The 23,518-nt window shown below is 70.7% G+C and carries 19 protein-coding genes, 1 tRNA gene and 1 pseudogene; 8 read left to right on the top strand and 13 right to left on the bottom strand.

Annotated features, from left to right (window positions below; genetic code table 11):
• Positions 1 to 73: 73 nt before the first annotated feature.
• A tRNA-Gly gene (locus GTY47_RS16255) sits at positions 74 to 147 on the bottom strand.
• A gap of 514 nt (positions 148 to 661) precedes the next feature.
• On the opposite strand from GTY47_RS16255, the gene dcd reads away from it, so the two are divergent.
• Together dcd and GTY47_RS16245 are read left to right on the top strand one after the other, a co-directional pair.
• Complete coding sequence (dcd, locus tag GTY47_RS16250; protein WP_010032156.1) at positions 662 to 1,237, top strand: dCTP deaminase; 576 nt, start codon at positions 662 to 664, stop codon at positions 1,235 to 1,237.
• Between the two features lie 11 nt (positions 1,238 to 1,248).
• A complete protein-coding gene (locus tag GTY47_RS16245) occupies positions 1,249 to 1,746 on the top strand; it encodes a phosphoribosyltransferase (RefSeq protein ID WP_029180629.1) in 498 nt (165 codons plus the stop codon).
• A 56-nt stretch (positions 1,747 to 1,802) separates the two neighbouring features.
• Here GTY47_RS16245 and GTY47_RS16240 read toward each other — a convergent pair whose 3' ends face one another.
• The 7 genes and pseudogenes from GTY47_RS16240 to GTY47_RS40940 form a co-directional block, all read right to left on the bottom strand.
• The gene (locus tag GTY47_RS16240) at positions 1,803 to 2,819 is read right to left on the bottom strand and encodes a Yip1 family protein (protein ID WP_040902329.1); all 1,017 of its coding nucleotides are present in this window, start codon (positions 2,817 to 2,819) and stop codon (positions 1,803 to 1,805) included.
• A 134-nt stretch (positions 2,820 to 2,953) separates the two neighbouring features.
• Positions 2,954 to 4,306 carry an FG-GAP and VCBS repeat-containing protein gene (locus tag GTY47_RS16235; RefSeq protein ID WP_010032151.1) on the bottom strand — a complete coding sequence of 451 codons (1,353 nt, stop codon included), beginning with the start codon at positions 4,304 to 4,306 and terminating at the stop codon, positions 2,954 to 2,956.
• 17 nt (positions 4,307 to 4,323) lie between these two features.
• Positions 4,324 to 4,806 (bottom strand): FG-GAP repeat protein, encoded by a 483-nt coding sequence (locus tag GTY47_RS40955; RefSeq protein ID WP_010032147.1) that lies wholly within the window; start codon positions 4,804 to 4,806, stop codon positions 4,324 to 4,326.
• 164 nt (positions 4,807 to 4,970) lie between these two features.
• Entirely contained in the window at positions 4,971 to 5,777 is an 807-nt protein-coding gene (locus tag GTY47_RS40945; protein WP_010032144.1) for a VCBS repeat-containing protein, read from the bottom strand.
• A gap of 26 nt (positions 5,778 to 5,803) precedes the next feature.
• Positions 5,804 to 7,228, bottom strand: a complete 1,425-nt coding sequence (locus GTY47_RS16225) for an FG-GAP-like repeat-containing protein (RefSeq protein WP_010032143.1) — start codon at positions 7,226 to 7,228, stop codon at positions 5,804 to 5,806.
• 35 nt (positions 7,229 to 7,263) lie between these two features.
• Entirely contained in the window at positions 7,264 to 8,670 is a 1,407-nt protein-coding gene (locus GTY47_RS16220; protein WP_010032142.1) for an FG-GAP-like repeat-containing protein, read from the bottom strand.
• 112 nt (positions 8,671 to 8,782) lie between these two features.
• A pseudogene (locus tag GTY47_RS40940) lies at positions 8,783 to 8,998 on the bottom strand (hypothetical protein); the annotation flags it as partial.
• 348 nt (positions 8,999 to 9,346) lie between these two features.
• Here GTY47_RS40940 and GTY47_RS16210 point away from each other — a divergent pair.
• On the top strand, positions 9,347 to 11,389 hold the full coding sequence (locus GTY47_RS16210; protein ID WP_010032140.1) for a SpoIIE family protein phosphatase: 2,043 nt from the start codon (positions 9,347 to 9,349) through the stop codon (positions 11,387 to 11,389).
• Positions 11,390 to 11,608: 219 nt separating this feature from the next.
• Here GTY47_RS16210 and GTY47_RS41630 read toward each other — a convergent pair whose 3' ends face one another.
• Positions 11,609 to 11,740 (bottom strand): hypothetical protein, encoded by a 132-nt coding sequence (locus GTY47_RS41630; protein ID WP_267880824.1) that lies wholly within the window; start codon positions 11,738 to 11,740, stop codon positions 11,609 to 11,611.
• A gap of 130 nt (positions 11,741 to 11,870) precedes the next feature.
• On the opposite strand from GTY47_RS41630, the gene GTY47_RS16200 reads away from it, so the two are divergent.
• The gene (locus tag GTY47_RS16200; protein ID WP_010032137.1) at positions 11,871 to 13,163 is read left to right on the top strand and encodes a hypothetical protein; all 1,293 of its coding nucleotides are present in this window, start codon (positions 11,871 to 11,873) and stop codon (positions 13,161 to 13,163) included.
• A gap of 36 nt (positions 13,164 to 13,199) precedes the next feature.
• On the opposite strand, the gene GTY47_RS16195 is transcribed toward GTY47_RS16200, so the two are convergent.
• Positions 13,200 to 13,841: a methyltransferase domain-containing protein gene (locus GTY47_RS16195; protein ID WP_010032133.1), complete on the bottom strand. Its 642-nt coding sequence runs from the start codon at positions 13,839 to 13,841 to the stop codon at positions 13,200 to 13,202.
• A gap of 120 nt (positions 13,842 to 13,961) precedes the next feature.
• Between GTY47_RS16195 and GTY47_RS16190 the strand changes: the two genes are divergently transcribed.
• Both GTY47_RS16190 and GTY47_RS16185 read left to right on the top strand, forming a co-directional pair.
• Entirely contained in the window at positions 13,962 to 14,915 is a 954-nt protein-coding gene (locus GTY47_RS16190; RefSeq protein WP_231911143.1) for a type II CAAX endopeptidase family protein, read from the top strand.
• A 617-nt stretch (positions 14,916 to 15,532) separates the two neighbouring features.
• A complete protein-coding gene (locus GTY47_RS16185; RefSeq protein ID WP_158688373.1) occupies positions 15,533 to 17,944 on the top strand; it encodes a tetratricopeptide repeat protein in 2,412 nt (803 codons plus the stop codon).
• A gap of 11 nt (positions 17,945 to 17,955) precedes the next feature.
• Here the strand turns inward: GTY47_RS16185 and GTY47_RS16180 are convergent, their stop codons facing one another.
• From GTY47_RS16180 to GTY47_RS16170, 3 genes are all read right to left on the bottom strand, one after another.
• Positions 17,956 to 18,399: a PIN domain-containing protein gene (locus GTY47_RS16180; protein ID WP_029180627.1), complete on the bottom strand. Its 444-nt coding sequence runs from the start codon at positions 18,397 to 18,399 to the stop codon at positions 17,956 to 17,958.
• Positions 18,396 to 18,656, bottom strand: a complete 261-nt coding sequence (locus tag GTY47_RS16175; protein WP_029180626.1) for a hypothetical protein — start codon at positions 18,654 to 18,656, stop codon at positions 18,396 to 18,398. Before GTY47_RS16175 ends, GTY47_RS16180 begins: the two co-directional genes overlap by 4 nt.
• A 102-nt stretch (positions 18,657 to 18,758) precedes the next feature.
• Positions 18,759 to 21,065, bottom strand: a complete 2,307-nt coding sequence (locus GTY47_RS16170) for a (Fe-S)-binding protein (protein WP_010032122.1) — start codon at positions 21,063 to 21,065, stop codon at positions 18,759 to 18,761.
• Between the two features lie 242 nt (positions 21,066 to 21,307).
• On the opposite strand from GTY47_RS16170, the gene GTY47_RS16165 reads away from it, so the two are divergent.
• Complete coding sequence (locus tag GTY47_RS16165; protein WP_010032120.1) at positions 21,308 to 22,318, top strand: MraY family glycosyltransferase; 1,011 nt, start codon at positions 21,308 to 21,310, stop codon at positions 22,316 to 22,318.
• Positions 22,319 to 22,412: 94 nt separating this feature from the next.
• The coding region (gene dnaK / locus GTY47_RS16160; protein ID WP_010032117.1) for a molecular chaperone DnaK at positions 22,413 to 23,518 on the top strand (1,106 nt) is incomplete at its 3' end.

The following is a 23,518-nucleotide window of genomic DNA, read 5'->3' as shown; positions in this document are numbered from 1 at the left end:
GCGGGGGGCACGACACCCCCGAATTGGACTAGAAAATAAACAAACCCCAGGCCACTGACCTGGGGTTTCATCATGGAGCGGGTGACGAGAATCGAACTCGCGCTCTCAGCTTGGGAAGCTGATGTTCTACCATTAAACTACACCCGCGTAAGACGCCGACCGAGTCGGTGTCCGAACGGTCGCCACTTTACCTCATGTCAGGCCCCCGGTGTTGATGCCGCGGGGCCTGAGGGCGTTTCAGGGGTGGGATGCGGCTGCGGGTGACCGGAGTTGGGGCGTACGGTGGGGGCGTGGGCGAGGGTCCGGGCGGGACCGGAGTGCCGCCTGGAGGGCCGTCCCTTTGATCCCGTACCGTGGCTTTTGTCGTCAGGCAAGCAGCAGCCCGACGCGGCTCTTGGGGAAGGGACTCTTGGACTTGATGGAGCGCACCGTCGTCCGTTGTGCGGATGGGCACGTGTTCACCACCGCTTCGTTCCCGATGCAGCAGGCCGACCGGCTCGGCCCCGGCCGGCTGCTTCGGTGCCCGCGATGTGCGCGGCTGAGGAGCGTGGTGCCCGTGAGCTACGAGAAGCGGTAGCGGCACGGCAGCCAGAAGCACGCAGGCAGGCGCGTGGAGTCGTCCGGTTGTGGTCGCTCCGCGCGCCTTGCGTATCCTCGGGGCGTGCTTCTCTCAGACAAGGACATCCGGGCCGAGATCGATGCCGGGCGCGTGCGGATCGATCCCTATGACGACGCCATGGTGCAGCCGTCGAGCATCGACGTGCGGCTGGACCGCTACTTCCGGGTGTTCGAGAACCACCGGTACCCCCACATCGACCCCTCGATCGAGCAGGCCGATCTGACCCGGCTCGTCGAGCCGGAGGGGGACGAGCCGTTCATCCTGCACCCCGGGGAGTTCGTCCTCGCCAGCACGTACGAGGTCATCTCGCTGCCCGACGATCTCGCCTCCCGGCTGGAGGGGAAGAGCTCGCTGGGGCGGCTCGGGCTGGTCACGCATTCGACGGCCGGCTTCATCGACCCCGGGTTCAGCGGGCACGTCACCCTTGAGCTGTCCAACCTCGCCACCCTGCCCATCAAGCTGTGGCCTGGGATGAAGATCGGGCAGCTGTGCATGTTCCGGCTCAGCTCGCCCGCCGACTTCCCGTACGGGAGCGAGCGGTACGGGTCGCGGTACCAGGGGCAGCGGGGGCCGACCGCCTCCCGGTCCTTCCTCAACTTCCACCGGACCCAGGTGTGAGCGGCCGGAGCATGAGTGACGTGCGGGAGAACCTGACCTACGAGCAGTTCGGCGTCGCCGTGCGCGAGCTCGCGCAGACCATCGCCGACGACGGGTACGAGCCCGACATAGTGCTCAGCATCGCCCGTGGCGGTGTCTTCGTGGCCGGCGGGCTCGCCTACGCCCTCGACTGCAAGAACATCCACCTGGTGAACGTGGAGTTCTACACGGGCGTGGGGACGACGCTGGAGATGCCCGTCATGCTCGCTCCCGTCCCCAACGTGATCGACTTCTCCGAGAAGAAGGTGCTGATCACCGACGACGTCGCCGACACCGGCAAGACGCTCAAGCTGGTGCGTGACTTCTGCCTCGACACCGTCGCCGAGGTGCGCAGCGCCGTGGTCTACGAGAAGTCCCAGTCGCTGGTGAAGTGCGAATACGTGTGGAAGCGGACCGATGAGTGGATCAACTTCCCGTGGTCGGTGGAGCCGCCGGTGGTGCGGCGGGCCGACCAGGTGCTCGACGCCTGAGTGTCGCCAAGGAAAAGGGGCTCCCGAGGGAGCCCCTTTCTCGTAGGCGCGCAGCCTCAGACCGTGCCCAGCTTCACGATCGACAGCAGGGCGATCAGCTGGATCGCCGACGCGCCCAGCGCCTTCGGCCAGGGCAGGTCGTGGGAGCGGCCGACCATGAGGGTCAGCAGCGCGCCGCCCGCGATCCAGGTGGCCCAGCCCAGCAGCTGCACGAACGTCGCGTTGCCGCCGGCGAACATGGCGAAGACCAGGCGGGGTGCGTCCGTGATGGACATGATCAGCATGGACAGGCCGACCGTGGGCTGCCAGGCACCGTCGCCGCCGAGCTGGCGGGCCAGCGTGTGGGTGACCACGCCCAGGATGAACGCGCTGAGCACCATCGCGACCGCCGTCGTCAGGACGATGGGGATGGCGTTCGAGAGTGTGGCGTTTATCGCATCCTTGCGGGCGCCGTCGAAGCCGAAGACGGCGAGCAGCCCGTAGAGGAACGTGACGATGAGGGCCGGACCCCACATCGTGTAGTCCCGCATCTGGAGGAAGGTCTGGTTGGGGGCGAGGACGATGCCCCTCAGCAGGGCCTTCCAGTGCAGGCGCGGGCCGACCGGGCCGGACGGCGCGGCGGCCGAGCCGGCGCGGTAGGTGTCGCCCTGGGTGTAGGGGTCCTCGCCGACCGAGAAGGCCTGGGTGTGGCCCGGGTTGTTCGCCGCGTACGGGTCGTGCGGGCCCTGGGGGCCGGGCGGGTACGCGCCGTCGCCGAAGTACTCCGGCTCGCCCTGGTCGCCGTAGCCGCCGCCCGGCCGCCCGGCGTTCGGCTGCGGCCAGGTGGGGCCGCCGCCGTTGCCGTACGGCGGCTGCTGCTGCGGGTACGGCTGCGGCGCCGGCGGGTAGCCGTACGACGGTCCCTGCGGCGTCTGCTGCCCGTACGGAGGGTTTTGCGGTCGCGTCTGAGGAGCGCCGTTGTTCCGGCCGCGTCCGATCCTGAATCCAGCCACGTCTTCGAACGTACCTGGTCCCGGGCGGTGGCGTGCCGGGCCCGGGCTTCCGGGCCCGGCTTTGCGGCCGAGCTGTGACATCCCTTAGGGGGTAAGGCCGTTCTGTTGTCCGTGGGTTGTAAGGGTTCGGCCGTGCGGGCTTGGCTTCGGCCCTCGGCGGGGCGTCGGCTCGGCACGCCCGTACGGACGCGCCGGAGCGGTCGGCGGGCCCGGCGTCAGTCGGGAAGCGCCCCGCCCAGGTCGGGCAGGACGGTCGCGCCGGTCTTCGTCGGTGCCGTGCCCGTGCCCGGCATCAGCAGCGCGCCGCTCGCCGCGCCCACGGCCAGGTCGGCGCGGCCGTCGGCGGTCAGGTCGCGCAGGCGGAGGGTGTAGCCGAAGGCGGCGTGGGAGTCGGCCGGGCCCAGCACCGTCTGGGCGATCCAGGACGAGCGGGAGCCACTGAGGCCGCCGGAGCCGCCGCGGAAGACGTGGACACCGCCCTGGTCCTCCCGGCCGTCGACGTCCTCGTGCGGCACGCCGACCGCGAGGTCGGCGTAGCCGTCGCCGTTGGTGTCGGCGGCCGAGATCGCGTAGCCGAAGTCGTCGCCGGCCTCCGGGCTGCCGGAGACGCCCGAGGTGGCCTGGGTGAACGTGACCGAGCCGCTCGGGCCGGACGACGTGCCGCGCCAGATCGTGACCGCGCCCCTGCCGTTGTCCTTGTCGGGCAGGCCGAGGGCGATGTCGCCGTAGCCGTTCTTGTCGAAGTCGCCGATGACCGGGCTCGGGTAGAGGCCCTCCTGCCGGTCGCTGAGGGTCCTGGACGCGCCCGAGGCGAGGCCGGAGGACGTGCCCTTCAGGAACCAGGCGCGTTCGCGGATGTCACTGCCGGTGATCTCGGTGCCGATCACCACCAGGTCCGTCCTTGCGTCCCCGTCGACCTTTCCGGCCGCGAGAGCGGAGGAGTACCAGCCGCCGGACCCCTTGTCGATCTTGCTGACCTTCCCGGTCGTGCCCGACTTGGTGAAGGGGCCCCGGTACAGCCACGCCTCCTCGCCGCCGATCACGGCCAGGTCGGGGGAGCCGTCGCCGGTGAAGTCGCCGGTCGCCAGGTCACGGCCGAAGTGGCCGACCGCGCCGCCGGCCGGCGTGAGGTTGGTGCCGCCCGACAGGCCCGACTTGGAACCCCACAGGACGGTGACCGTCCCGCGGTAGTCGGCGCTGCCCACGTGCTCGGTGGGGTTGCCGACGACGAGGTCCGCGTAGCCGTCCTTGTTCAGGTCGGCGCTCGCGAGGGACGCGCCGAACTGGTCGTCCTCCTCGCCGGACCCGGGGACGCCGGCGCTGTCCTGGTGGAGGTACCTGGGGTGGGCGGTGTCGAGGCCGGTGGCGGTGGCGTACACGACGGTGATCGTGCCGCCCTCGCGGTCGACGTCGTCGTAGCCGCCGTAGGCGAGGTCGCGGCGGCCGTCGCCGTTGAAGTCGTCATAGTGCCTGGCCACCGCCGCGGAGGCCGGGCCGGAGAGGAACACCGGGGTGACGCCGGTCGCCAGCAGGGCGGCGACCAGGGCGGTCGTGGTGGGTCTGCGCATGGGCTCTCCCTGGTTCGTCAGCCGATGAGGCCGGTGCCGAAGGCGCCGTAGGAGCGGGTCTGGCCGAGGCTGCCCGGGCCGAAGGAGCGGGCGCCGTCGGTGACGGGGCCGGTGGCCGAGCCGCGCAGCGTCGTGATCGCTCCGATGCCCTCGTCCTCGAAGCCGGCGGTGATCGTGAACTCGGCGTGGCCGTCCTTGGTGACGTCGGCCAGCAGGACGTCGGAGCCGAAGTAGTCCATGGCCTCGGCCGAGCCCGGGACACCGGCGGTGGCCTGGGTGAAGGTGCGGGCGCCGGTGCGCGAGACGCCGGAGGCCGAGCCGTTCATCAGGATCGTGGCACCGGTGTCCTCGGTGGTGCCGACGTCCTCGAAGACGACGCCGATGGCGAGGTCGCCGTAGCCGTCGCCGTTGGCGTCGCCGATGGAGACCGCACCGCCGAAGCCGTCGTTCGCCTCGTCCGCGCCGGGCACGCCCTCGGAGTCCTGGGTGAGCTCGGCCATGGGCGCGTCGCCGTTGACCGGGCCGCCCTCGGAGCCGCGGATGACGACGACCTGCCCGCCGAGGCTGCCGCTGTGGTCGTCCTCCTTCGAGAAGACGTTGCCGAGGGCGATCTCGTCGTAGCCGTCGCCGTCGATGTCGCCGAGGGCGAGGGAGGTGCCGCCGTTCAGGGGCGGGGGACCGAGGTGTCCGGGCCGGTGGGGGAGCCGAGGTAGGCGACGCCCTTGGACCAGCTGCCCGTCTCGTCCTCGTTGAGCCGGACGCGGTAGGTGAGGACCAGGTCCGACCTGCCGTCGGCGTTGGTGTCGCCCGCGTCCATGGCGTCGACGCTGTACGCCGTCTCCGGGGTGCTGATCTTCTGCGCGGTGCCGCTGGTGCCGGTGGTGGTGAACGGGCCGCGCACGACGTAGACGTGGGACGAGCCGGTGCCGACGGCCAGGTCCGCCTTGCCGTCGCCGTCGAAGTCGCCCGCGGTCAGCAGCCGGCCCCAGTGGTCGTGCCCGGAGACCGCCGGGTCCTTCACCGTGGTGCCGTTCTTCAGGCCGCCCGCCGAGCCCCACAGGACGGTGACGGAGCCGCCGTCGTCGTCCGTGCCGACGTCCTCGCCGGAGGAGCCGACCGCGAGGTCGGTGTAGCCGTCGCCGTTGAGGTCCGCCACCGCGAGCGCGTCGCCGAAGGTGTCCTCGGCCTCGGCGGCACCGGGCACACCGGCGGTGTTCTGGCTGACCACCGTCCGCTTGGCCGGGTCCAGGCCGGTGGCGCCGCCGTAGACCACGGCGACGTATCCGGCCATGCCCTGGCCGTCGACCTTGGCGTACGGGGCGGCGAAGGCGACGTCGCCGTAGCCGTCGCCGTTGAAGTCGGCGGTCGGGCCGGTGGCGGGCGCGGCGGTGGCCGCCGTCGCGGGCAGGGCCGTGAGCAGGCCGGTGCTGAGGACCGTGGCCGTGGCCAGGAGGAGGGTGCGCTTGCGCATCTGTGGAGTCCCTGGGAGTCGGGTGATCAGGAGTTGAGTGCGGTGCCGTAGGCCGGCGCGCCGGCCGTGGAGACGCCGGTCGTGCCCGGGCCGAAGCTGACGGAGCCGGTGGCCGTCGGGCCGGTGGCGGTGGCGCGCAGGGACCAGACCGCGCCGTCGCCGGCGTTCTCGCCCGGCGCGGAGACGGACAGGTCGGCGCGGCGGTCGCCGGTGTGGTCGGTGAGCGTGACGCGCTCGCCGAAGCGGTCGCCCTTCTCCGACCCGCCGGGCACGCCCGCGGTGTTCTGGCTGTACGACGCCGCGTTCTTGGTGGTGAGGCCGGACGCCGAGCCGTACAGCACGGTGACGGCACCGGCGGCGGCGTTCTCGCCCGCGGCGCCGATCGCCAGGTCGGCGAATCCGTCGCCGTTGATGTCGCCGAGGGAGACGTCGCTGCCGAAGCGGTCGCCCTTCTCGGCGGCGCCGGGCACCCCGGCGGTGTCCTGGGTGAGGACGAGCGGGGCGCGGCCGGTGTCGCGGCCGTCGGGTCCGCCGTAGACGACGGTGACCCGGCCGCCGAGGGCGCCCTCCGGGTCGGCGGACGGCTCCCGGTCGTTGCCCACGGCGATGTCGTCGTGGCCGTCGCCGTCGATGTCGCCCACGGCGGAGACGGACCCGGCGGGCAGGCGCTGGAGCCAGTCGACGTAGTTGCCGATCTTCAGGTCGGCGAGGGCGGTGGTCGCGGCGCCGGTGTTCACGGCGCGGCCGTGCAGGACCACCCGGGGCCGGCCGTCGCCGGTGACGTCGCCGGAGGAGAGGTGCGTGACGCCGGTCGCGGAGGACCACCAGTCGTTGCCCGAGCCCGAACCGCCGTTCGACGCGCTCGTCCTGGTGATCGGGCCCGCCACGAGGGAGAGGGTGACCGGGCCGGTGGAGCCGACCGCGACGTCCGCGTCACCGTCGCCGTCGAAGTCGCCCGCGGCCAGGGACTGGCCGTACCGGTCGTAGTCGGTGCTGAAGAAACTGAACAGCGAACGGGCGCCCGACAGGCCGGACTTCCCGCCCCAGACGATGGTGACCGTGCCGTCGTTGCTGTCGCTGCCGTCCTCACCGGGCGTGCCGACCAGCAGGTCGGCGTAGCCGTCGGTGTTCAGGTCGGCGGAGGCGAGGGCGGAGCCGAAGGCGTCGTCGGCCTCGGCGGCGCCGGGCACGCCGGCCGTGTTCTGGGTCAGGAGGGTGCGCGTGGAGCTCTTGGGCCCGCTGGTGCTGCCGTAGACCACCGACACGGCACCGGCCCTCGCCTGCCCGGCGACGGTGGCGCCCGGCGAGCCGATCGCGAGGTCGGCGCGGCCGTCGCCGTTGAAGTCGTAGGGGGCGGCGGGCGTCGCGGCGTGCGCGCCGGGGGCGGAGAGAGTGAGGGCGAGCGGGGTCAGGGCCGCCGCGAGGACGGCGGCGGTGATACGGGTGCGCATGGCGGTACGTGCCTCACGGGTGGGTCGACGGGGTGTCACTGGGCGATTGCGGAGCCGAAGTTGGCTCCGGCCTTGAGGGCGACGGCGCTGGTGGTGATGCCCTGCGCGCCGCTGGTGGTCAGGCCGGAGGCGGAGCCGCGCAGGGTCCACAGGCCGCCCGTGGAGTTCTCACCGTCGACGCCGACGGCCAGGTCCGCCCTGCCGTCCTTCGTCACGTCGGTCAGGTCGACCGCGGACCCGAAGTGGTCCCAGGACTCCGCGGAGCCGGGCACACCGGCGGTGTCCTGGGTGTACGACTTCACGCCGCTGCCGGTCCTCAGGCCGGAGGCGGAGCCGAACAGCACGGTCACCGAGCCGGCGTCCTTCGCCGAGCCGACGTCCTCGCCCGGGGCGGCGACCACGACGTCGGCGTACCCGTCGCCGTTGATGTCGCCGGTGCTCACCGACGTGCCGAAACCGTCGTCCGGCTCGCCCGCGCCGGGCACGCCCGGGGTGTCCTGGTGGACGACGGTCGGCTGCTGCGCCGGGTCGGGGCCGTTCGGGCCGCCGTACCAGACGGTGATCTGGCCGCCCTTGTGGCCGCCGGGCTTGAGGTCGTACGGGTCCGTGGAATCGCCGAGGACGAGGTCGCCGTACCCGTCGCGGTTGATGTCGCCGATCGCGCCCTGGGTGCCGTCGGCGTTCGCCAGCTCGGCCATCTTGTACGTCGTGCCGGTCCAGCGGAAGTAGAGGATCTCGCCGCCGGAGTCGCCGTCGACGGTGAACGGGTAGACGCGCTCGGCCGCGCCGTCGCCGGTGAGGTCGCCCGCGATCACCTCGTACGTGGTGCCGAGCTCGCCGACGCGGGAGTGGGTCAGCGGTCCGCCGGTGCGGGTGAAGGGGCCCTGGTAGAGGCGGGTGTGGCTCTGGCCGGTGAGCGTGACGTCGGTGTCGCCGTCAGCGTCGAAGTCGCCGGTGGCGATGCCCTGGGAGAAGCCGCCGTATTCGGAGAGCGTGGTCGGCTGCGGCAGGCCCTTGCCGCCGGACAGGCCGGACTTGCCACCCCACAGGACCGTGCCGGAGCCGACGCTGTCGCGGTCGCCGATGCTCTCGCCGGTGGCGCCGACGACGAGGTCGGAGTAGCCGTCCTTGTCCAGGTCGCCGGTGGCCAGGGAGGCGCCGAACAGGTCGCCCGGCTCGGCGGTGCCGGGCACGCCCGTGGAGTTCTGGGTGATGACGGCCTTGCGGGTGGCCGAGACCCCGGACGCCGAGCCGTACAGCACGACGACCGCGCCGGCGCAGGAGGCCGAGCCGACGCTGGTGCACGCGGCGCCGGCCGCGATGTCCCGGTATCCGTCGCCGTTGAAGTCCCCGGCGAGACCGGAGGGCGCGGCGGTGGCGGGGGTGGTGGTGAGCAGGCCGGTGGTGAGCGTGGCGGCCAGCAGGAGGGTGCGCTTGCGCAAGGTGGGGCTCCGGGTGGGAGGGGGCCGGACCTGGCAGGCCCGGCCGTGACGGGATACGGGCGGCTCAGTCGGCGAAGTCGGCGCCGAAGGTCGGGTGGCCCGTCGGCGAGACGCCCGAGGCGGCCGTGCCCGGGTTGCCGGTGGTGTTCCGGCTGATCGCGGACCGCTTCGCGGAGGACACCCCGGTCGTCGTGCCGTACCGGACGACGAGTTGCCCGGCGTCCTTCTTGCCGTTCACGTACGTGCCGGGGGCGGAGAACGCCACGTCGTCGATGCCGTCGCCGTTGAAGTCGGCCCGCGGGGCGTGCGTGCCGTCCGCGGCCGTCGCCAGGGCGAGTCGCAGGCGGGGGCGCCGGGACGGACGGACGTGGCCGTGCCGGTGCCCCGACGGGCGCTCGTGCTGCTGCATGCGGGGTCTCCTGCTGCATGCGGGGGATGTCTGGCGGACATCCACAGTCGATGGAGGGCCGGACCGGCCGTGTTCGCCGGGAGTTGTCCGGGCGTTCACGGGTGGTCGGCGATCAAGAGACCCGTGGAGTGACGTAAGGGTTGTACGTGAGTTCGGTTAATTCTCGAGGCGCCTGATGGTCAGCGGCTCGAGAGCAAGAAGCCGGGCGAAGTACCCATCGTCCTATAGTTCTGTGTATGACCTGAATGAGGTGGGTATGTGAGCTCCATGCAAGGGCTCAGAGGCAGCTCGGTCGCTCTGGTGAGCGCCCTGGTGGCCCCGCTGCTCGTCTGCCTTGCGCTGGTGCCGTTCCGGGACGGCTTCCCCGACTTCGAATCGGCCCTCGTCCTGATGGCCGTCCTGGTGGCCGTGGCCGCGCAGGGATACCGCGTCGCCGGGCTGATCGCGGCGGTTTCCGCCACCGTCTGGCTCGACTTCTTCCTGATCTCCCCGTGGGGATCGCTGTCGGTGGCAAGCAGCAACGACAGATGGACGCTGCTCCTGATGCTGGGCACCAGTGTCGTCGTGTCGGAGCTGGCCGCCCGCGGACGCAGTCAACGGCGGCGGGCGCTGAGGGCCCATGGCCGCCTTGAGCTGCTGCATGACGCCGGGATGGCCATCGGCACGACCCTTGACGCGGAGCGGACGGCGCAGAAGCTGACCGAGGTGGCGGTACCCCGGTTCGCGGATTTCGTCACGGTGGACCTTGCGGTGTCCGTGCTGCACGGCGGGGAGCCGGAGGCGGCACAGGAGGAGGACCGGACGGAAGTACGGCGGGTGGCCATGGCAGGCATCCACGAGCACCATCCGCTCCACCCGGTGGGGGCACTGGACGGATTCAGCTTCGCCGTTCCGCAGGCCAACGGCTTCTCCCACGGGCGGGCACAGCTGGAGTCCGACCTGCCCGCCTCCACGGCGTGGCCGCCTCTGGTCCCCGATGACGCCGCCGGAGTCCTCGACTACGGCATGCGCTCACTGATCGTGGTGCCGCTGCGAGGGCGGGGCGCACTGCTGGGCACGGTCACCTTCTGGCGCACCCGGCACACCGAACCCTTCACCCAGGCCGATGTGTCCGACGCCGAGGAACTGGCCGCCAAAACCGCCGTGGCCGTCGACAACGCGCGCCGCTACACCCGTGAACGGAACACCGCGCTGACCCTGCAGCGCAGTCTGCTGCCGCAGTGGCTGCCCGAGCAGACGGCCGTGGACGTGGCCTCCCGCTACCTGCCGGCGGGCCCGCAGACCGCCGGGGTGGGCGGCGACTGGTACGACGTGATTCCGCTCTCGGGCTGCCGGGTCGCGCTCGTCGTAGGCGATGTCGTCGGGCACGGCATCAACGCCAGCGCCACCATGGGCCGGCTGCGCACCGCCGTGCGTACCCTGGCCGATGTCGACCTGCCCCCCGACGAGCTCATCACGCACCTCGACGACCTGGTCATGCACGTCACCGACGACCAGCAGGAGGGCAGGGCCGAAGGCGACGCGGCGGCGGCCGGCGAACTGGGAGCGACCTGCCTCTACGCGGTGTACGACCCCGTCGCGCGGAGCTGCACGATGGCCTCGGCCGGTCACCCGCTGCCCTTCGTCCTCACCCCCGACGGCAAGGTGGAGCAGGTGCAGGGCTTCGTGGGCCCGCCGCTCGGGTTCGGCGGCCTGCCCTTCGAGAGCCTGGAGTTCCGCCCGCCGACGGGCAGCGTGCTGGCCCTCTACTCCAACGGCCTGGTCCAGTCGCGTGAGCGCGACCTCGACGAAGGCCTGGCCGCGTTGCGTCACACGCTGGCAGTGCCGGTGGCGTCGCTGGAAGCCGCCTGCGACACCGTCATGCACACGCTGGTGACCCACCACATGGACGACGACATCACCCTGCTGCTCGCTCGCACCCGTGCCCTCACCGCGGACCGGGTCGCCGTCTGGGAGATCCCCGCCGACCCGGCCATGGTGGTGCGCGCCCGGAAGCTCGCTGTCGAACAGCTCGACGCCTGGGGTCTGTGGGAGTCGGCCTTCGTGACCGAACTGCTGGTCAGCGAGCTGGTCACCAATGCCATCCGGCACGGCGAACCCCCGGTCGAGCTACGGCTGATCCGCGACTCCGCACTGATCTGCGAGGTTTCCGACGCCAGCAGCACCGCCCCTCACCTGCGCCGCGCACGGGACTTCGACGAGGGCGGCCGCGGCCTGCTCCTCGTCGCCCAGCTCAGCCAGAAGTGGGGGACCCGCCATGCAGCGGTCGGGAAGACCATCTGGTGCGAGCAGAAGCTGCCCGCTGAATGACCGGTCCGCCGCCTGGCCGGTCGCGGCGCGCCGCCGGGCCGGAAACGGTACGCACCCACGGCGTCTCCTCGCCGCACACCCGGGAGGCCCCGGCCCGCACCGGACGCACTGCCCTGCGGGCTCGGCCACCTGGGCTCGGCCAGCTGGGCTCGGCCAGCTGGGGCTCGGATCAGCTCGCCGGCACCGGCGGCTCCAGCCGCGCCTCGGCGACATCGCAGCTCAGGAAGGCCGGACCGGACGCCCGAGCACCATGGGCAGGACGTCCATCGCCACCTCGTCGACCAGCCCCGGCGCGAACGCATGCCCGCCGACGCCGCCCGCGGCCGTCGCCCGTCGCCCGTCGATGGACACTGCGAAACTCCCGCGACCGCCGTCAACGCCATGCGATAGAAAGGGCGTTCAGCCGTGGACGCGGCTTCGACGCATCCCTGTGGGGGGGACCTTGTTCAGAACTCGGGCGGCTTCGGCCGCCATCGGTGCCGTGGCAGTCCTGGTGGCCGGCACTCCGGCCGCGAACGCCGCGGAGGCGCAGGCGCCTGATGTCCGGTACGCGCACAGCGCCACGGGCGATCTCGGCACCCTGGAAGTCGGCCTCAGCTCCGACAGCGCCATCACGGGGATCCGGGCCCATCTCGTCTCCGCGGCCACGCAGCAGGAAGTCGCCGTCGTGGAGCACGACGCGTTCGACCTCGTCTCCGGCACGGCGGACAACGGCGTGTGGCGCACGAAGCAGCCCGTCGACCTTCCCGACCTGGGCAGCTACACCGTCCGCATCGAGGCCACGGACGCCGACGGCGACCACAGCGTCGACGACTCCGCGGGTACCCTCGCCTACTACGTCGCGGCGGTGTTCGAGGACGTACGCCCCGACCGCACGGAGATCGACACCGACCACCGCCAGGTGCGCATCGACGGCACCCTGAAGGGACGCTGGCCGGCGACCCGCGAACTGAAGCCCCTGGCGGACCACCGGGTGGACCTCGACGTGGACAACTGGACGGAGAACACCGTCCGCACCGACGCGCAGGGCCGCTTCTCCGGCACGGTCACCGTGAACGACGCGGTGCCGGTCCAGGCCGTCTACCGGCACGACAACGCCAACCCGTTCGTCCTGTACGGCGAGTCCGCGTCGACCCCGATCGGCATCCGGCAGGTGGCCACGCGCTGGACCTTCGAGACCCCGGCGGAAGCCCGGACGATCGACTACGGGGAGCAGGTCACCGTCACGGCGACCCTGGAGCGCGAGACCCCGCAGGGCTGGGTCCCCTTCGAGGGCCAGAGCGGCGGCGTCCTCTACGAGGCCTCCTCCGGCACCCACTGGGCCAGCGTCGGCTACTTCACCACCGGCGCGGACGGCAAGGCCGCCACCTTCACCCACACCCCGTGGGAGACCGGCACCTTCCGCGTGGCCTCGCACAGCGACGACCCGTTCATCGCCTCCGCCTCCGCCAACAGCGCCGAGATCACCGTCCTGCGCGCCTCGGTGTTCACCTCGTTCTCGGCCACCCGCACCCAGGACGGTGGCGTGCGGGTCGAGGGCGCGATGGACTTCCCCGACGGCTGGACGCCCGGGGACATCCCGGTGCACATCCAGTACTCGCGGGACGGCAAGCGGTGGAAGGACCTCCTGACGACGCGCGCCGACTGGTCCGGTGAGGGGCACGCCTTCTCGGCGGACATCGCCGACGCGAAGCGCGGTTACTTCCGCGCCCACTTCGACAAGACGGACTCGTTCCGCGCGGCGACGTCGGAGGTCGTGAGGGTGGGACGCTGACGTATTCGGCGGGCGCGCGGTCGGCGCTGACAGGCCTCAGGCCCGGAGCTTGTCGTAGCCGACGAAGGAGAAGACACGCGTGCCCAGCCGCAGCGGCACGGGCTGACCGCGGAAGCGGTGCACTCCCACGCCCTGGACGTGTTCCGCATCGTTGACCCACTCGCGCTCGAAGCCCCGTTCTTCGAACCACTCGCAGATCGACGGCACACGATCGGGCTCCTTGCGGTGCCGCGTCCAGATCACCCGCCCACCGCTCCTGCACAGTTGCCTGCACGCGTCGATGGTGCGCTCGATGTCCGGGTCCGCGATATTGCCGAACACCCCGCAGACCAGCACGAGGTCGGCCGGCACCAGGTCGGCGTAGTGATCGAGCAGCGCGGCATCGGCGGCGACGGCCTCGATGCCGCCCAGCCCTGCCGCCCGGGCGGCCCCGGCGGCCACTTCGACGTTCTTCGGATCCAGCTCGACCAGACGCGCACGGACGTCCGACCGACGCGGATGCCCGGGCAGCACGCCCAGGAGGTCCCGCCCCTGCCCCGCGCAGAGGCTCACCACCCGGAGCGGACCGGCAGGGCAGTCGTCCAACGCCAGCCGAATGCGCTCCTGCACGACCGACAGCCGCCGGGCAAGCGGCGATTCGGGAGCGTCGTACACCTCATGCCACTTCTCCCAGTCCATGCGTGGGACCTTATGGGGCTGCGCCCGGCCGCTCCAGCCGATATCCGCGACTGAGCTGCCGCCGCTGCCGCCCCGCCGACTACGGTGCTGATCAGGGTGGTCCACTGCATAGTAGGGATCATGACAGCACCGTTACCGCACCCCACCGGCCTTCCCTACCACCGCATGGGCCACTGCACCGGCCGTCACCGCTGGTGGCGGCCAGCGCTCGGCACTCTGCTGTTCCTGGGCGCCTGCCTCGTACTCAACATCCTGCTGTTCGCCCTCTCCTACGGCGTCGGTGCAGCGGCAGGACTCCGCGAACTGCCCGACGGCGGACACGACTTCGGACCGGTCGCCAACACGGCCCTGGACCTGACGTCCATAGCGATCGCCCTGCCCCTGATTCTGCTGGCCGTGTGGTGGCCGGGGCAGCGATCGCCCGGCACCCTGTCGTCGGTCGACGGGCGGCTGCGGTGGCGCTGGCTGGTGCGGTGTCTGCTCGCCGCGGTGCTCCCCGTGGCCGTGCTGACGGTGACCGCCGCCTTCCTGCCCGACAGTGGAGCCGACTCGGGGGAGTTCGGCGCATGGGTGGGCTGGCGATCGTTCCTCGTCTCGCTGGTCGTGCTGGCCCTCCTCGTCCCGGTGCAGGCCGCTGCCGAGGAGTACGTCTTCCGGGGCTGGCTGACGCAGGCGGTCGGCGCATTCGTCCGTTCTCCGTGGTTCGCGGTGCTCCCGCAGGCCGTACTGTTCGCCGCCGCCCACGGCTGGGGCACCAGGTGGGGTTTCTTCGGCCTGCTGGTCTTCGGTCTGGTCGCCGGGTGGCTGACCATCCGTACCGGCGGCCTGGAAGCAGCCGTCGCCCTGCACGTCCTGAACAACCTGCTGGCCTTCGGCGTCGCCGCCGCGGTCGTCGACGGGCTGTCGTCGGACGAGACCGCCGCCGACGCACCCTGGCAACTCGCCCTGGCGGACATGGTGACAACCCTCCTCTACGCCGCACTCGTGCTGTGGCTCGCCCGACGCCACCAGCCTCAGCGTCTCTCATCGCCGGCGGCAGGGCCCGTCTCATCGCCCGCGCCTGTGGTTCCGTAGCCGGACTGGCGGTGAACCGCCTCGCCGCTCTCAGACGTTTGCGGACGACCGCCCGCATGCAACCGCGCGCCCCCCGAAAAAGCCGCAAGGTTCCTGCGCGCTCCCACCGCGCTGCCTACCGTGAAACGTGCCAGACCGGGAAGTACCCGTCGGCCGAACCACACGTCACCCGGGGGAGCGACGATGGATGCGGACATCATGCAGTGGGTGGATCAGGCTGCGCCGTACCTCACAGCCGCAGTCAGTATCGGCGGAGACAACGTCCAGGTGGGACAGGCGGGCGGGAGTGTGCACATCGGTCCGGCCTCACCGGCATCGTCGGCGCCACGCGTACGACCGGAGCGGTAGAGGTGGGCGGACCGAGCGTCACCGACTCCCCGATCGGCGGTCACAACATCCAGATCGGTGACGTCACCGGCGACGTCACGATCCTGCTGGACCGGCGCTCGTTTCGGCTGGAGCTCCTGCAACCGGTGGAGTCTCCCGTACTCGACCCGATGGCGCGGCACCAGCCGAGCTACCTGCTGCACCCGGTGAACCAGGTCGTCCCCTACCGACCCCCGGTCGAGGACCTGATGGCGCTGGCGAGGTGGAGGGACAGCCGGGAAGACCGCTCGGTGCTCCTGCTGCACGGACCGGGCGGGCAGGGCAAGACCCGTACCGCGCAGCACTTCGCCGCGTGCGCCTCGGCCGACGGATGGTCGGTGGCGCAGGCGAGGGACCTCTCCACGGCGGCTCCCGTGCTGCCTCCCGCCCAAGCCCTGCCCTCCGACCGGCTGTTGATCGTCGTCGACTACGCCGAGCGCTGGCGTTACGAGAGCCTGCTGGCGATGCTCGAATCGACGCGCGAGGACCACCGGGCCCGGGTCCTGCGGGTCCTGCTGCTCGCCCGCTCCGCTCCCCACCTGTGGGATCAGTTGATGGCCGAACTCGGGCCTCTGCGCATCGCGTGGGCCGAGCCGATCGCACTGACCGGCTTCGGCGGGACGCCGAGAGAGGCGCTCTTCGCCGAAGCCGCCACGGCCTTCGCCCACGCCCTCGGCGTCCCCGAAGTGTCCCCGCCCGCCCCGGACGACCTTGCCGATCCGGCATACGCCTCACCGCTGACCCTCCACATGGCGGCCCTGGCCGGAGTCGTCGCCGCCGTCCAGGACGATGCCCGCCCCACCGACATCTCCCACTACCTCCTGATGCACGAGCAGCGCCGCTGGAACGCCTCCGTCGCCGCCGAAACCGTGCGTTCCCTCGTGGTCCTGGCCACCTTGTTCGGTCCCGTCCGCACCCGGGAATCCGCCCGGGCGCTGCTGCTGGCCACCGGAGCCGCCGACGGACCCCATGAGGCTGACAAGGCGCTGAAAGCACACCGAGCCGTGTATCCGTCCGACCGGCACTTGGCACCACTGCGCCCCGACCGGTTCGCCGAGGACTTCCTCGGCTGGCACCTCGGCCGCGACCCGGACGCCGTGGACGACCTGGCCGCACTGCTGACCGGCGAGGGCGTGCTGTTGCAGGAGGGCGACATACGCCAGGCGCTGATCGTTCTGGCCAACGCCGCCCGTCACGAGCCCGTCCGCGGCCTCTTGGACGAAGTGATCACCCAGCGGCCGGACCTCGCCGAAACCTCACCCGCGATCATGCTCGCCGTCGCGGAGCACCTCCCCCCGCACACGGCGATGGAGATTGCCCTGCGCCCGGCCGGCGCTGTGGAGCTGACCTACGCACGCCTCAAGCTGGCGGAACGGGCCGCGCACGCCATTCCGGAGGGAGCTCCCGCCCTGGCCGACATTGGGGGCCTGTGGTTGCTCGGCAAGAGCCTGATGGACTACGGGGATCACGCTCAGGCGGAGGTCGTTCTCGGCAAGGCCGTCCGCCGAATGCGGGAGAGACATGACGACCCCGCGGCCGGGAATCCCGTCGACTTGGCTGATCTGCTCAACCTCTATGCCGAATCACTGGCGTTCACCGGCAGGAAGCCCGACTCTGTGCGCGTCATGGCCGAGGCGATCGAGCTCTTGCGGGAACAGCCACCGGGATCGAGCGAGGACGAAGCGTCCCGGCGCACGAGCGTCCTGGCGAGGAGCCTGAGCAACCAGTCCAACGCTCTGGCAGGAGTGGACGATCTGCTTGGGGCACTGGCGGCGGCGAAGGAGTCGGTAGGCCTGTATGAGGCACTGGCCGCCCACGACGCCGAGGAGTACGCCGTAGCGCTGGTTCGCGCCGAGGCCAGGGTGGGTGGCCTGCTGCACGACCTGGGTCGCCCCGAGGAAGCGGTCGGTATCGGGCGAAAGGCAGCCGACGCGCTGCGCTGGCTGTCGGCGGACGATCCCGAAGCACATCGGATCGACTACGCCGACACCCTGTTCAACCTGGCTCTCAGCCTCAAGGAGACCGGCCAGACGGGGCAAGCGGCCCTCGCGCTGTCCGAGGCCGCCGACCTTTATCGATATCTCGCGCAGCACATTCCGCTCCGTTTTCTCGACCGTCTGGGCGAGTGCCTTCACACCCTGTCGGGCGTTCTGGAGGACCTCGGGCGAGCGGGCGAGATGGTCAGGGTTCTGCGCGAGTTGGTGGTTGTGGAACAGCAACTGGGGCAGGAGGCCTATCCGGACGACCGTAGGTACGCCCTCACGATGTTCTCGCTCGGCCAGCAGCTGGCAGCGCTCGAGGACTACGAGCACGCGGTGTCGCCACTGACCGAAGCGGTCGTTCTCTTCCGGAACCTCGCGGCGCTGTACCCGGAAGGCGCGGAGTATGCCTTGCCAGCCGCACTTGTCATGCTCAGCATTGCGCAGAACGCCCTCGGCGACCCGGCGGCGGTCGTACCCGCCCGTGAGGCGGTTGTGATGCTCCGAGAACAGTCCGATGGCTCCGCTGATGCAGTCGGCCGGCTCGCACTTGCTCTCCAGCAGCTGGCGTCCTGCTTGCCGCGGGACGCGGTGGAATGCGCAGCCGCCCTGGTCGAGTTCGACGAGATATACGGGGCTGACCCGCCTTGGGACGAGGACGGTCTGGACACGCGAGAGGCGTGACGCCTGCCGGTTCAGAGGGGCAGGTCGTCGGGCAGTACCCGGAATGCCTTGTGGCGGCCCAGTGGGCGCACGGCGCGGAAGTCGCGGCGATCGAGGGTGAGGATCGCGTCGGTGTCGTAGGCGGCGGCCAGGGCCACGTTCACCGCGTCGGCCAGGTCGAGGTTCAGTGAGCGGTAGCGGAGGCGGATGGACTGGGCATCGCTCACGTGGTTTTCCGTGATCTCCGGCAGGACGACACGCCCCCGGCCCATCCAGTGCCGTAGGTCGTCGACCGCGCTGACGGCAGCCTCCCGACCCAACTCGCGCGTGGCCACCTGATCCAGTTCTGCGAGCAGAAGCGGTGACATCACCAGCAGACCCGCCGCCATGATCGCCTCGTTGGCAGCCCTGTGCTCCGGGTGAGCCGAGTCCAGAGCTGCGAGCAGGCCAGACGTGTCGGCAATGACAATGATCACGCTGCGGTTCCGGATCCGGAGCCGGTCCCGCGCCGGACGGCGTCGGCGACCATGTCACGGACCTCCTCCTTGGCCGGCGTACGGCCCGGTCCCTCGAAGGTGCGCGAGAACAGCGGCTCGTCCCAGACCCGGTTCGCCATAGCCGCGAGGTGGATCCCCTGTCGGATGATCTCGGCCTCGCTTATCCCACGGCGTTTGGCAGCCTCCTTGATGATCGCCAGGTCCTCGATGTACCAGTTTGGTGTATGCCGCCGCATGCCGGGCGAGGCCGGGGGCCTCGAGTAGGGCAGTCTGGAAACGCCGACGCCCCCCACCCGAAAACTCGGACAGGGGGCATCAGGACAACCAGCGGGAACCGCCTACTTCACCGGCTCCGGCTCAGGCGCGTTCTCCGAGTCCGCCGTACCGGCCGGCGGCTCGCCGTCGTCGCCCTCCGCCGGCACCGGCGTCTTCACCGAGTCCAGCAGCAGCTGAGCCACGTCCACCACCTGGATGGACTCCTTCGCCTTGCCGTCGTTCTTCTTGCCGTTGACCGAGTCGGTCAGCATGACGAGGCAGAACGGGCAGGCCGTGGAGACGATGTCGGGGTTGAGGGACAGCGCCTCGTCGACGCGCTCGTTGTTGATGCGCTTGCCGATGCGCTCTTCCATCCACATCCGCGCACCACCCGCGCCACAGCAGAAGCCCCGCTCCTTGTGGCGGTGCATCTCCTCGTTGCGGATGCCGGGGACGCTGGCGATGATCTCGCGCGGGGGCGTGTAGATCTTGTTGTGGCGGCCCAGGTAGCACGGGTCGTGGTAGGTGATGATGCCCTCGACCGGGGTCACCGGGATGAGCTTGCCCTCGTCCACCAGGTGCTGGAGCAGCTGCGTGTGGTGGATGACCTCGTAGTCGCCGCCGAGCTGCGGGTACTCGTTGCCGAGCGTGTTGAGGCAGTGCGGGCAGGTGGCGACGATCTTCTTCGCCGACTTCGGCTTCGCGGACTCGGGGACGACCTTGCCCTCGTCGTCCATCTCCTCGCCGAACGCCATGTTCAGCGCCATGACGTTCTCCATGCCGAGCTCCTGGAACAGGGGCTCGTTGCCGAGACGCCGGGCGGAGTCACCGGTGCACTTCTCGTCGCCGCCCATGATGGCGAACTTGACGCCCGCGATGTGGAGGAGCTCCGCGAAGGCCTTCGTGGTCTTCTTCGCGCGGTCCTCCAGGGCGCCGGCGCAGCCGACCCAGTAGAGGTACTCGACCTCGGACAGGTCCTCGATGTCCTTGCCGACGACCGGGACCTCGAAGTCGACCTCCTTGAGCCACTCCAGGCGCTGCTTCTTCGCCAGGCCCCAGGGGTTGCCCTTCTTCTCCAGGTTCTTGAGCATCGTGCCCGCCTCGGACGGGAACGAGGACTCGATCATCACCTGGTAGCGGCGCATGTCGACGATGTGGTCGACGTGCTCGATGTCCACCGGGCACTGCTCGACACAGGCACCGCAGGTGGTGCAGGACCACAGCACGTCCGGGTCGATGACGCCGTTGTCCTCCAGCGTGCCGACCAGGGGGCGCTCGGCCTCCGCGAGGGCAGCTGCGGGGACACCGGCCAGCTGCTCCTCGGAGGCCTTCTCCTCGCCCTCCATGGTCTTGCCGCCGCCGGCCAAGAGGTACGGCGCCTTGGCGTGCGCGTGGTCGCGGAGCGACATGATCAGCAGCTTCGGGGAGAGCGGCTTGCCCGTGTTCCACGCCGGGCACTGCGACTGGCAGCGGCCGCACTCGGTGCACGTGGAGAAGTCCAGCAGGCCCTTCCAGGAGAACTGCTCGACCTGGGAGACCCCGAAGACGTCGTCCTCGCCCGGGTCGGTGAAGTCGATCGGCTTGCCGCCGGAGGTCATGGGCTGGAGCGCGCCCAGAGCCGTCCCGCCCGTCGCCTCGCGCTTGAACCAGATGTTCGGGAAGGCCAGGAAGCGGTGCCAGGCCACACCCATGTTGGTGTTCAGGCTGACCGTGATCATCCAGATCATGGTCGTGCCCAGCTTGATCATCGCGAAGAAGTAGACGAGGTTCTGCAGCGCCGCCACGCTCAGGCCCTTGAAGGCCAGGACCAGCGGGTACGAGGCGAAGTACGCGGCCTCGTATCCGTCCACGTGGTGGAGGGCGCCCTCCAGGCCGCGCAGGACGTAGATCGCCAGGCCGATGGTGAGGATGACGTACTCGACGAAGTACGCCTGGCCCATCTTCGAGCCGGCGAAGCGGGACTTGCGGCCCGGGCGCGACGGCAGGTTCAGCAGGCGGATGACCATCAGGGTCGCGATGCCGAGGGTCGTCATCGCGGCGATGAACTCGATGTAGAGCTCGTAGGGGAGGAAGCCGCCGAGCACCGGCAGCGTCCAGTCGGCCTGGAACAGCTGGCCGTACGCGGTGATGATCGTCGGCGGCAGCGTCAGGAAGCCGATCGCCACGAACCAGTGGGCGATGCCGACGATGCCCCACCGGTTCATGCGCGTGTGGCCGAGGAACTCCTTCACCAGGGTCACGCTGCGCTGGTAGGGGTTGTCGGTCCGGGTACCGGCGGGCACGGGCTGGCCCAGCTTGAAGTACCGGACGAACTGGCCGATCGCGCGTGCGAGCAGCGCGACGCCGACCACGGTCAAGACCAGCGACACGATGATCGCGGCGAGTTGCATGGGGGCTCCTCGGGCCTGCGAGGGGTTGGTCGGGGGAACCTGTCGCTCTTGAGGGTTCCCCGAGATTACTAAGCGGTAACTTATGCAGTCCGTCTGAGACTACCCCTATCCTCCGCCGCACTGTAGCCGGGTGGGCAGTGATCTGAATCGCTGAGGGTTGCCTCAGGAGCCATCCGGATTCGGCTCGCGATCCCGTCGTGTTATTCATACCGAATTGTCATAGTGGCGCCTAACTTATATCCGTGCTCTACGGGATCACCGCCGCCGCCACCGCCCTGCTGCTCACCGCCCTGCTCGCTGCCGTCCTCCGGGCCCCCGCCCGCTGGCTGCGCCTGATCGAGCGGCGGCGGCAGCGGGAGGTGCCGCTGTCCGGGGGTGTGGCCGTGGTGGTCGTCACCGGGGCGGTCGCAGGGGTGAAGGAGTGGTCGTCGGCCGGCGGCGGGACCGCCGGGCTGCTCGTCGCGGGTGGCGTGGTCGCCCTGCTCGGCCTCGTCGACGACGTGTGGCGGCTGCGGCGGTGGGTGCTGGTCGCCGGTACGGTCGTGGCGGCCGCCTGTGTCGTGCCGTACGCGGAGACGGGGGTGGGGACCGGGCTGCTCGGGGTCGTGTGGGCCGTGGGGGTGACCTTCGGGTTCCGGGGGCTCGACCACGCCGACGGGCTCGCGGGGACGGCCGGGGTCGTCGCGGCCTTCGGGGTGGCGGCCTGCGCCGCCGTCGACGTGATGGACGGGATCGCGGTGCTGACGAGCGTGCTGGCCGCCGCGCTGACCGGGTTCCTGCTGCACAACTGGCATCCCGCGCGCGTGGCGCTGGGCAGCTGCGGGTCCATGTCCGCGGGGTTCGTGATCGCCATGAGTGCCGTGCACGTCCGCGCCGGGTTCGGCGTCGGGGAGAGCGCCGGGGTGCTGTTCGCGCTGACCACGCTGGCGGCTGCCGATGCCGTACTCGTCCTGCTCTCGCGGCGGTCGGGCGGCCGGCCCCTCGTCCGCAGCGGGCCGGACCATCTCGCGCACCGGCTGCGGCGGCTCGGGCTGACCGTGCCGGGGGCCACTCTGCTGCTGGGGATCGGGGCGTTCTCCGGAGTGCTCGTCGGGGTACTCGCGCACGCCGGCCGGGTCGGGAGTGACGCCCTGTGGTGGGTGGCGGGATCGGCTCTCCTGGTCGTGTTCGCCCTTTTGTGTGTCCCCGTGTACGCCGATCGACGCACGCTGTCGTCGCAGGTCAGAGCGCCGTTGCGTGTAAGGAGCGGATAAGAGTTGAGTCCCGTCGACTCAGCTCTGTTGACCGGTTGGGAGCCGTCGTGCACACTTGAGTCCGTTCCACTCAAGTCAGCTGGAGGAATCAACCATGGCACGTGCGGTCGGCATCGACCTGGGCACGACTAACTCCGTCGTCAGCGTTCTGGAGGGCGGCGAGCCCACCGTCATCACCAACGCCGAGGGCGCCAGGACCACGCCGTCCGTCGTCGCCTTCGCCAAGAACGGTGAGGTGCTCGTCGGAGAGGTGGCCAAGCGTCAGGCGGTCACCAACGTGGACCGGACCATTCGCTCGGTCAAGCGGCACATGGGCACCGACTGGAAGATCGAGCTCGACGGGAAGCCCTTCAACCCGCAGCAGATCAGCGCCTTCGTGCTCCAGAAGCTGAAGCGGGACGCAGAGTCCTACCTGGGCGAGAAGGTGACCGACGCGGTCATCACCGTCCCGGCGTACTTCAACGACGCCGAGCGCCAGGCCACGAAGGAGGCCGGTGAGATCGCCGGCCTGAACGTGCTGCGCATCGTCAACGAGCCCACCGCGGCCGCCCTGGCGTACGGCCTCGACAAGGACGACCAGACCATCCTCGTCTTCGACCTCGGTGGCGGTACGTTCGACGTCTCGCTGCTGGAGATCGGCGACGGTGTCGTCGAGGTGAAGGCCACCAACGGTGACAACCACCTCGGTGGTGACGACTGGGACCAGCGCATCGTCGACTACCTGGTCCAGCAGTTCCAGTCCGGCCACGGCGTGGACCTGGGCAAGGACAAGATGGCCCTGCAGCGTCTGCGCGAGGCCGCCGAGAAGGCCAAGATCGAGCTGTCCTCGTCCACCGAGACCTCGATCAACCTGCCCTACATCACCGCCTCCGCCGAGGGCCCCCTGCACCTCGACGAGAAGCTCACCCGCGCCCAGTTCCAGCAGCTGACCGCGGACCTCCTGGAGCGCTGCAAGACGCCGTTCCACAACGTCATCAAGGACGCCGGCATCTCCATCAGCGAGATCGACCACGTCGTCCTCGTCGGCGGCTCGACCCGTATGCCCGCCGTCGCCGAGCTCGTCAAGGAGCTGACCGGCGGCAAGGAGGCCAACAAGGGCGTGAACCCGGACGAGGTCGTCGCCATCGGCGCCTCGCTCCAGGCCGGTGTCCTCAAGGGCGAGGTCAAGGACGTCCTGCTCCTCGACGTCACCCCGCTGTC

The organism is Streptomyces sp. SID5464, from assembly GCF_009862985.1.
Lineage (GTDB): Bacteria > Actinomycetota > Actinomycetes > Streptomycetales > Streptomycetaceae > Streptomyces > Streptomyces chartreusis_D.
This window is presented reverse-complemented; position numbering and strand designations above follow the sequence as displayed.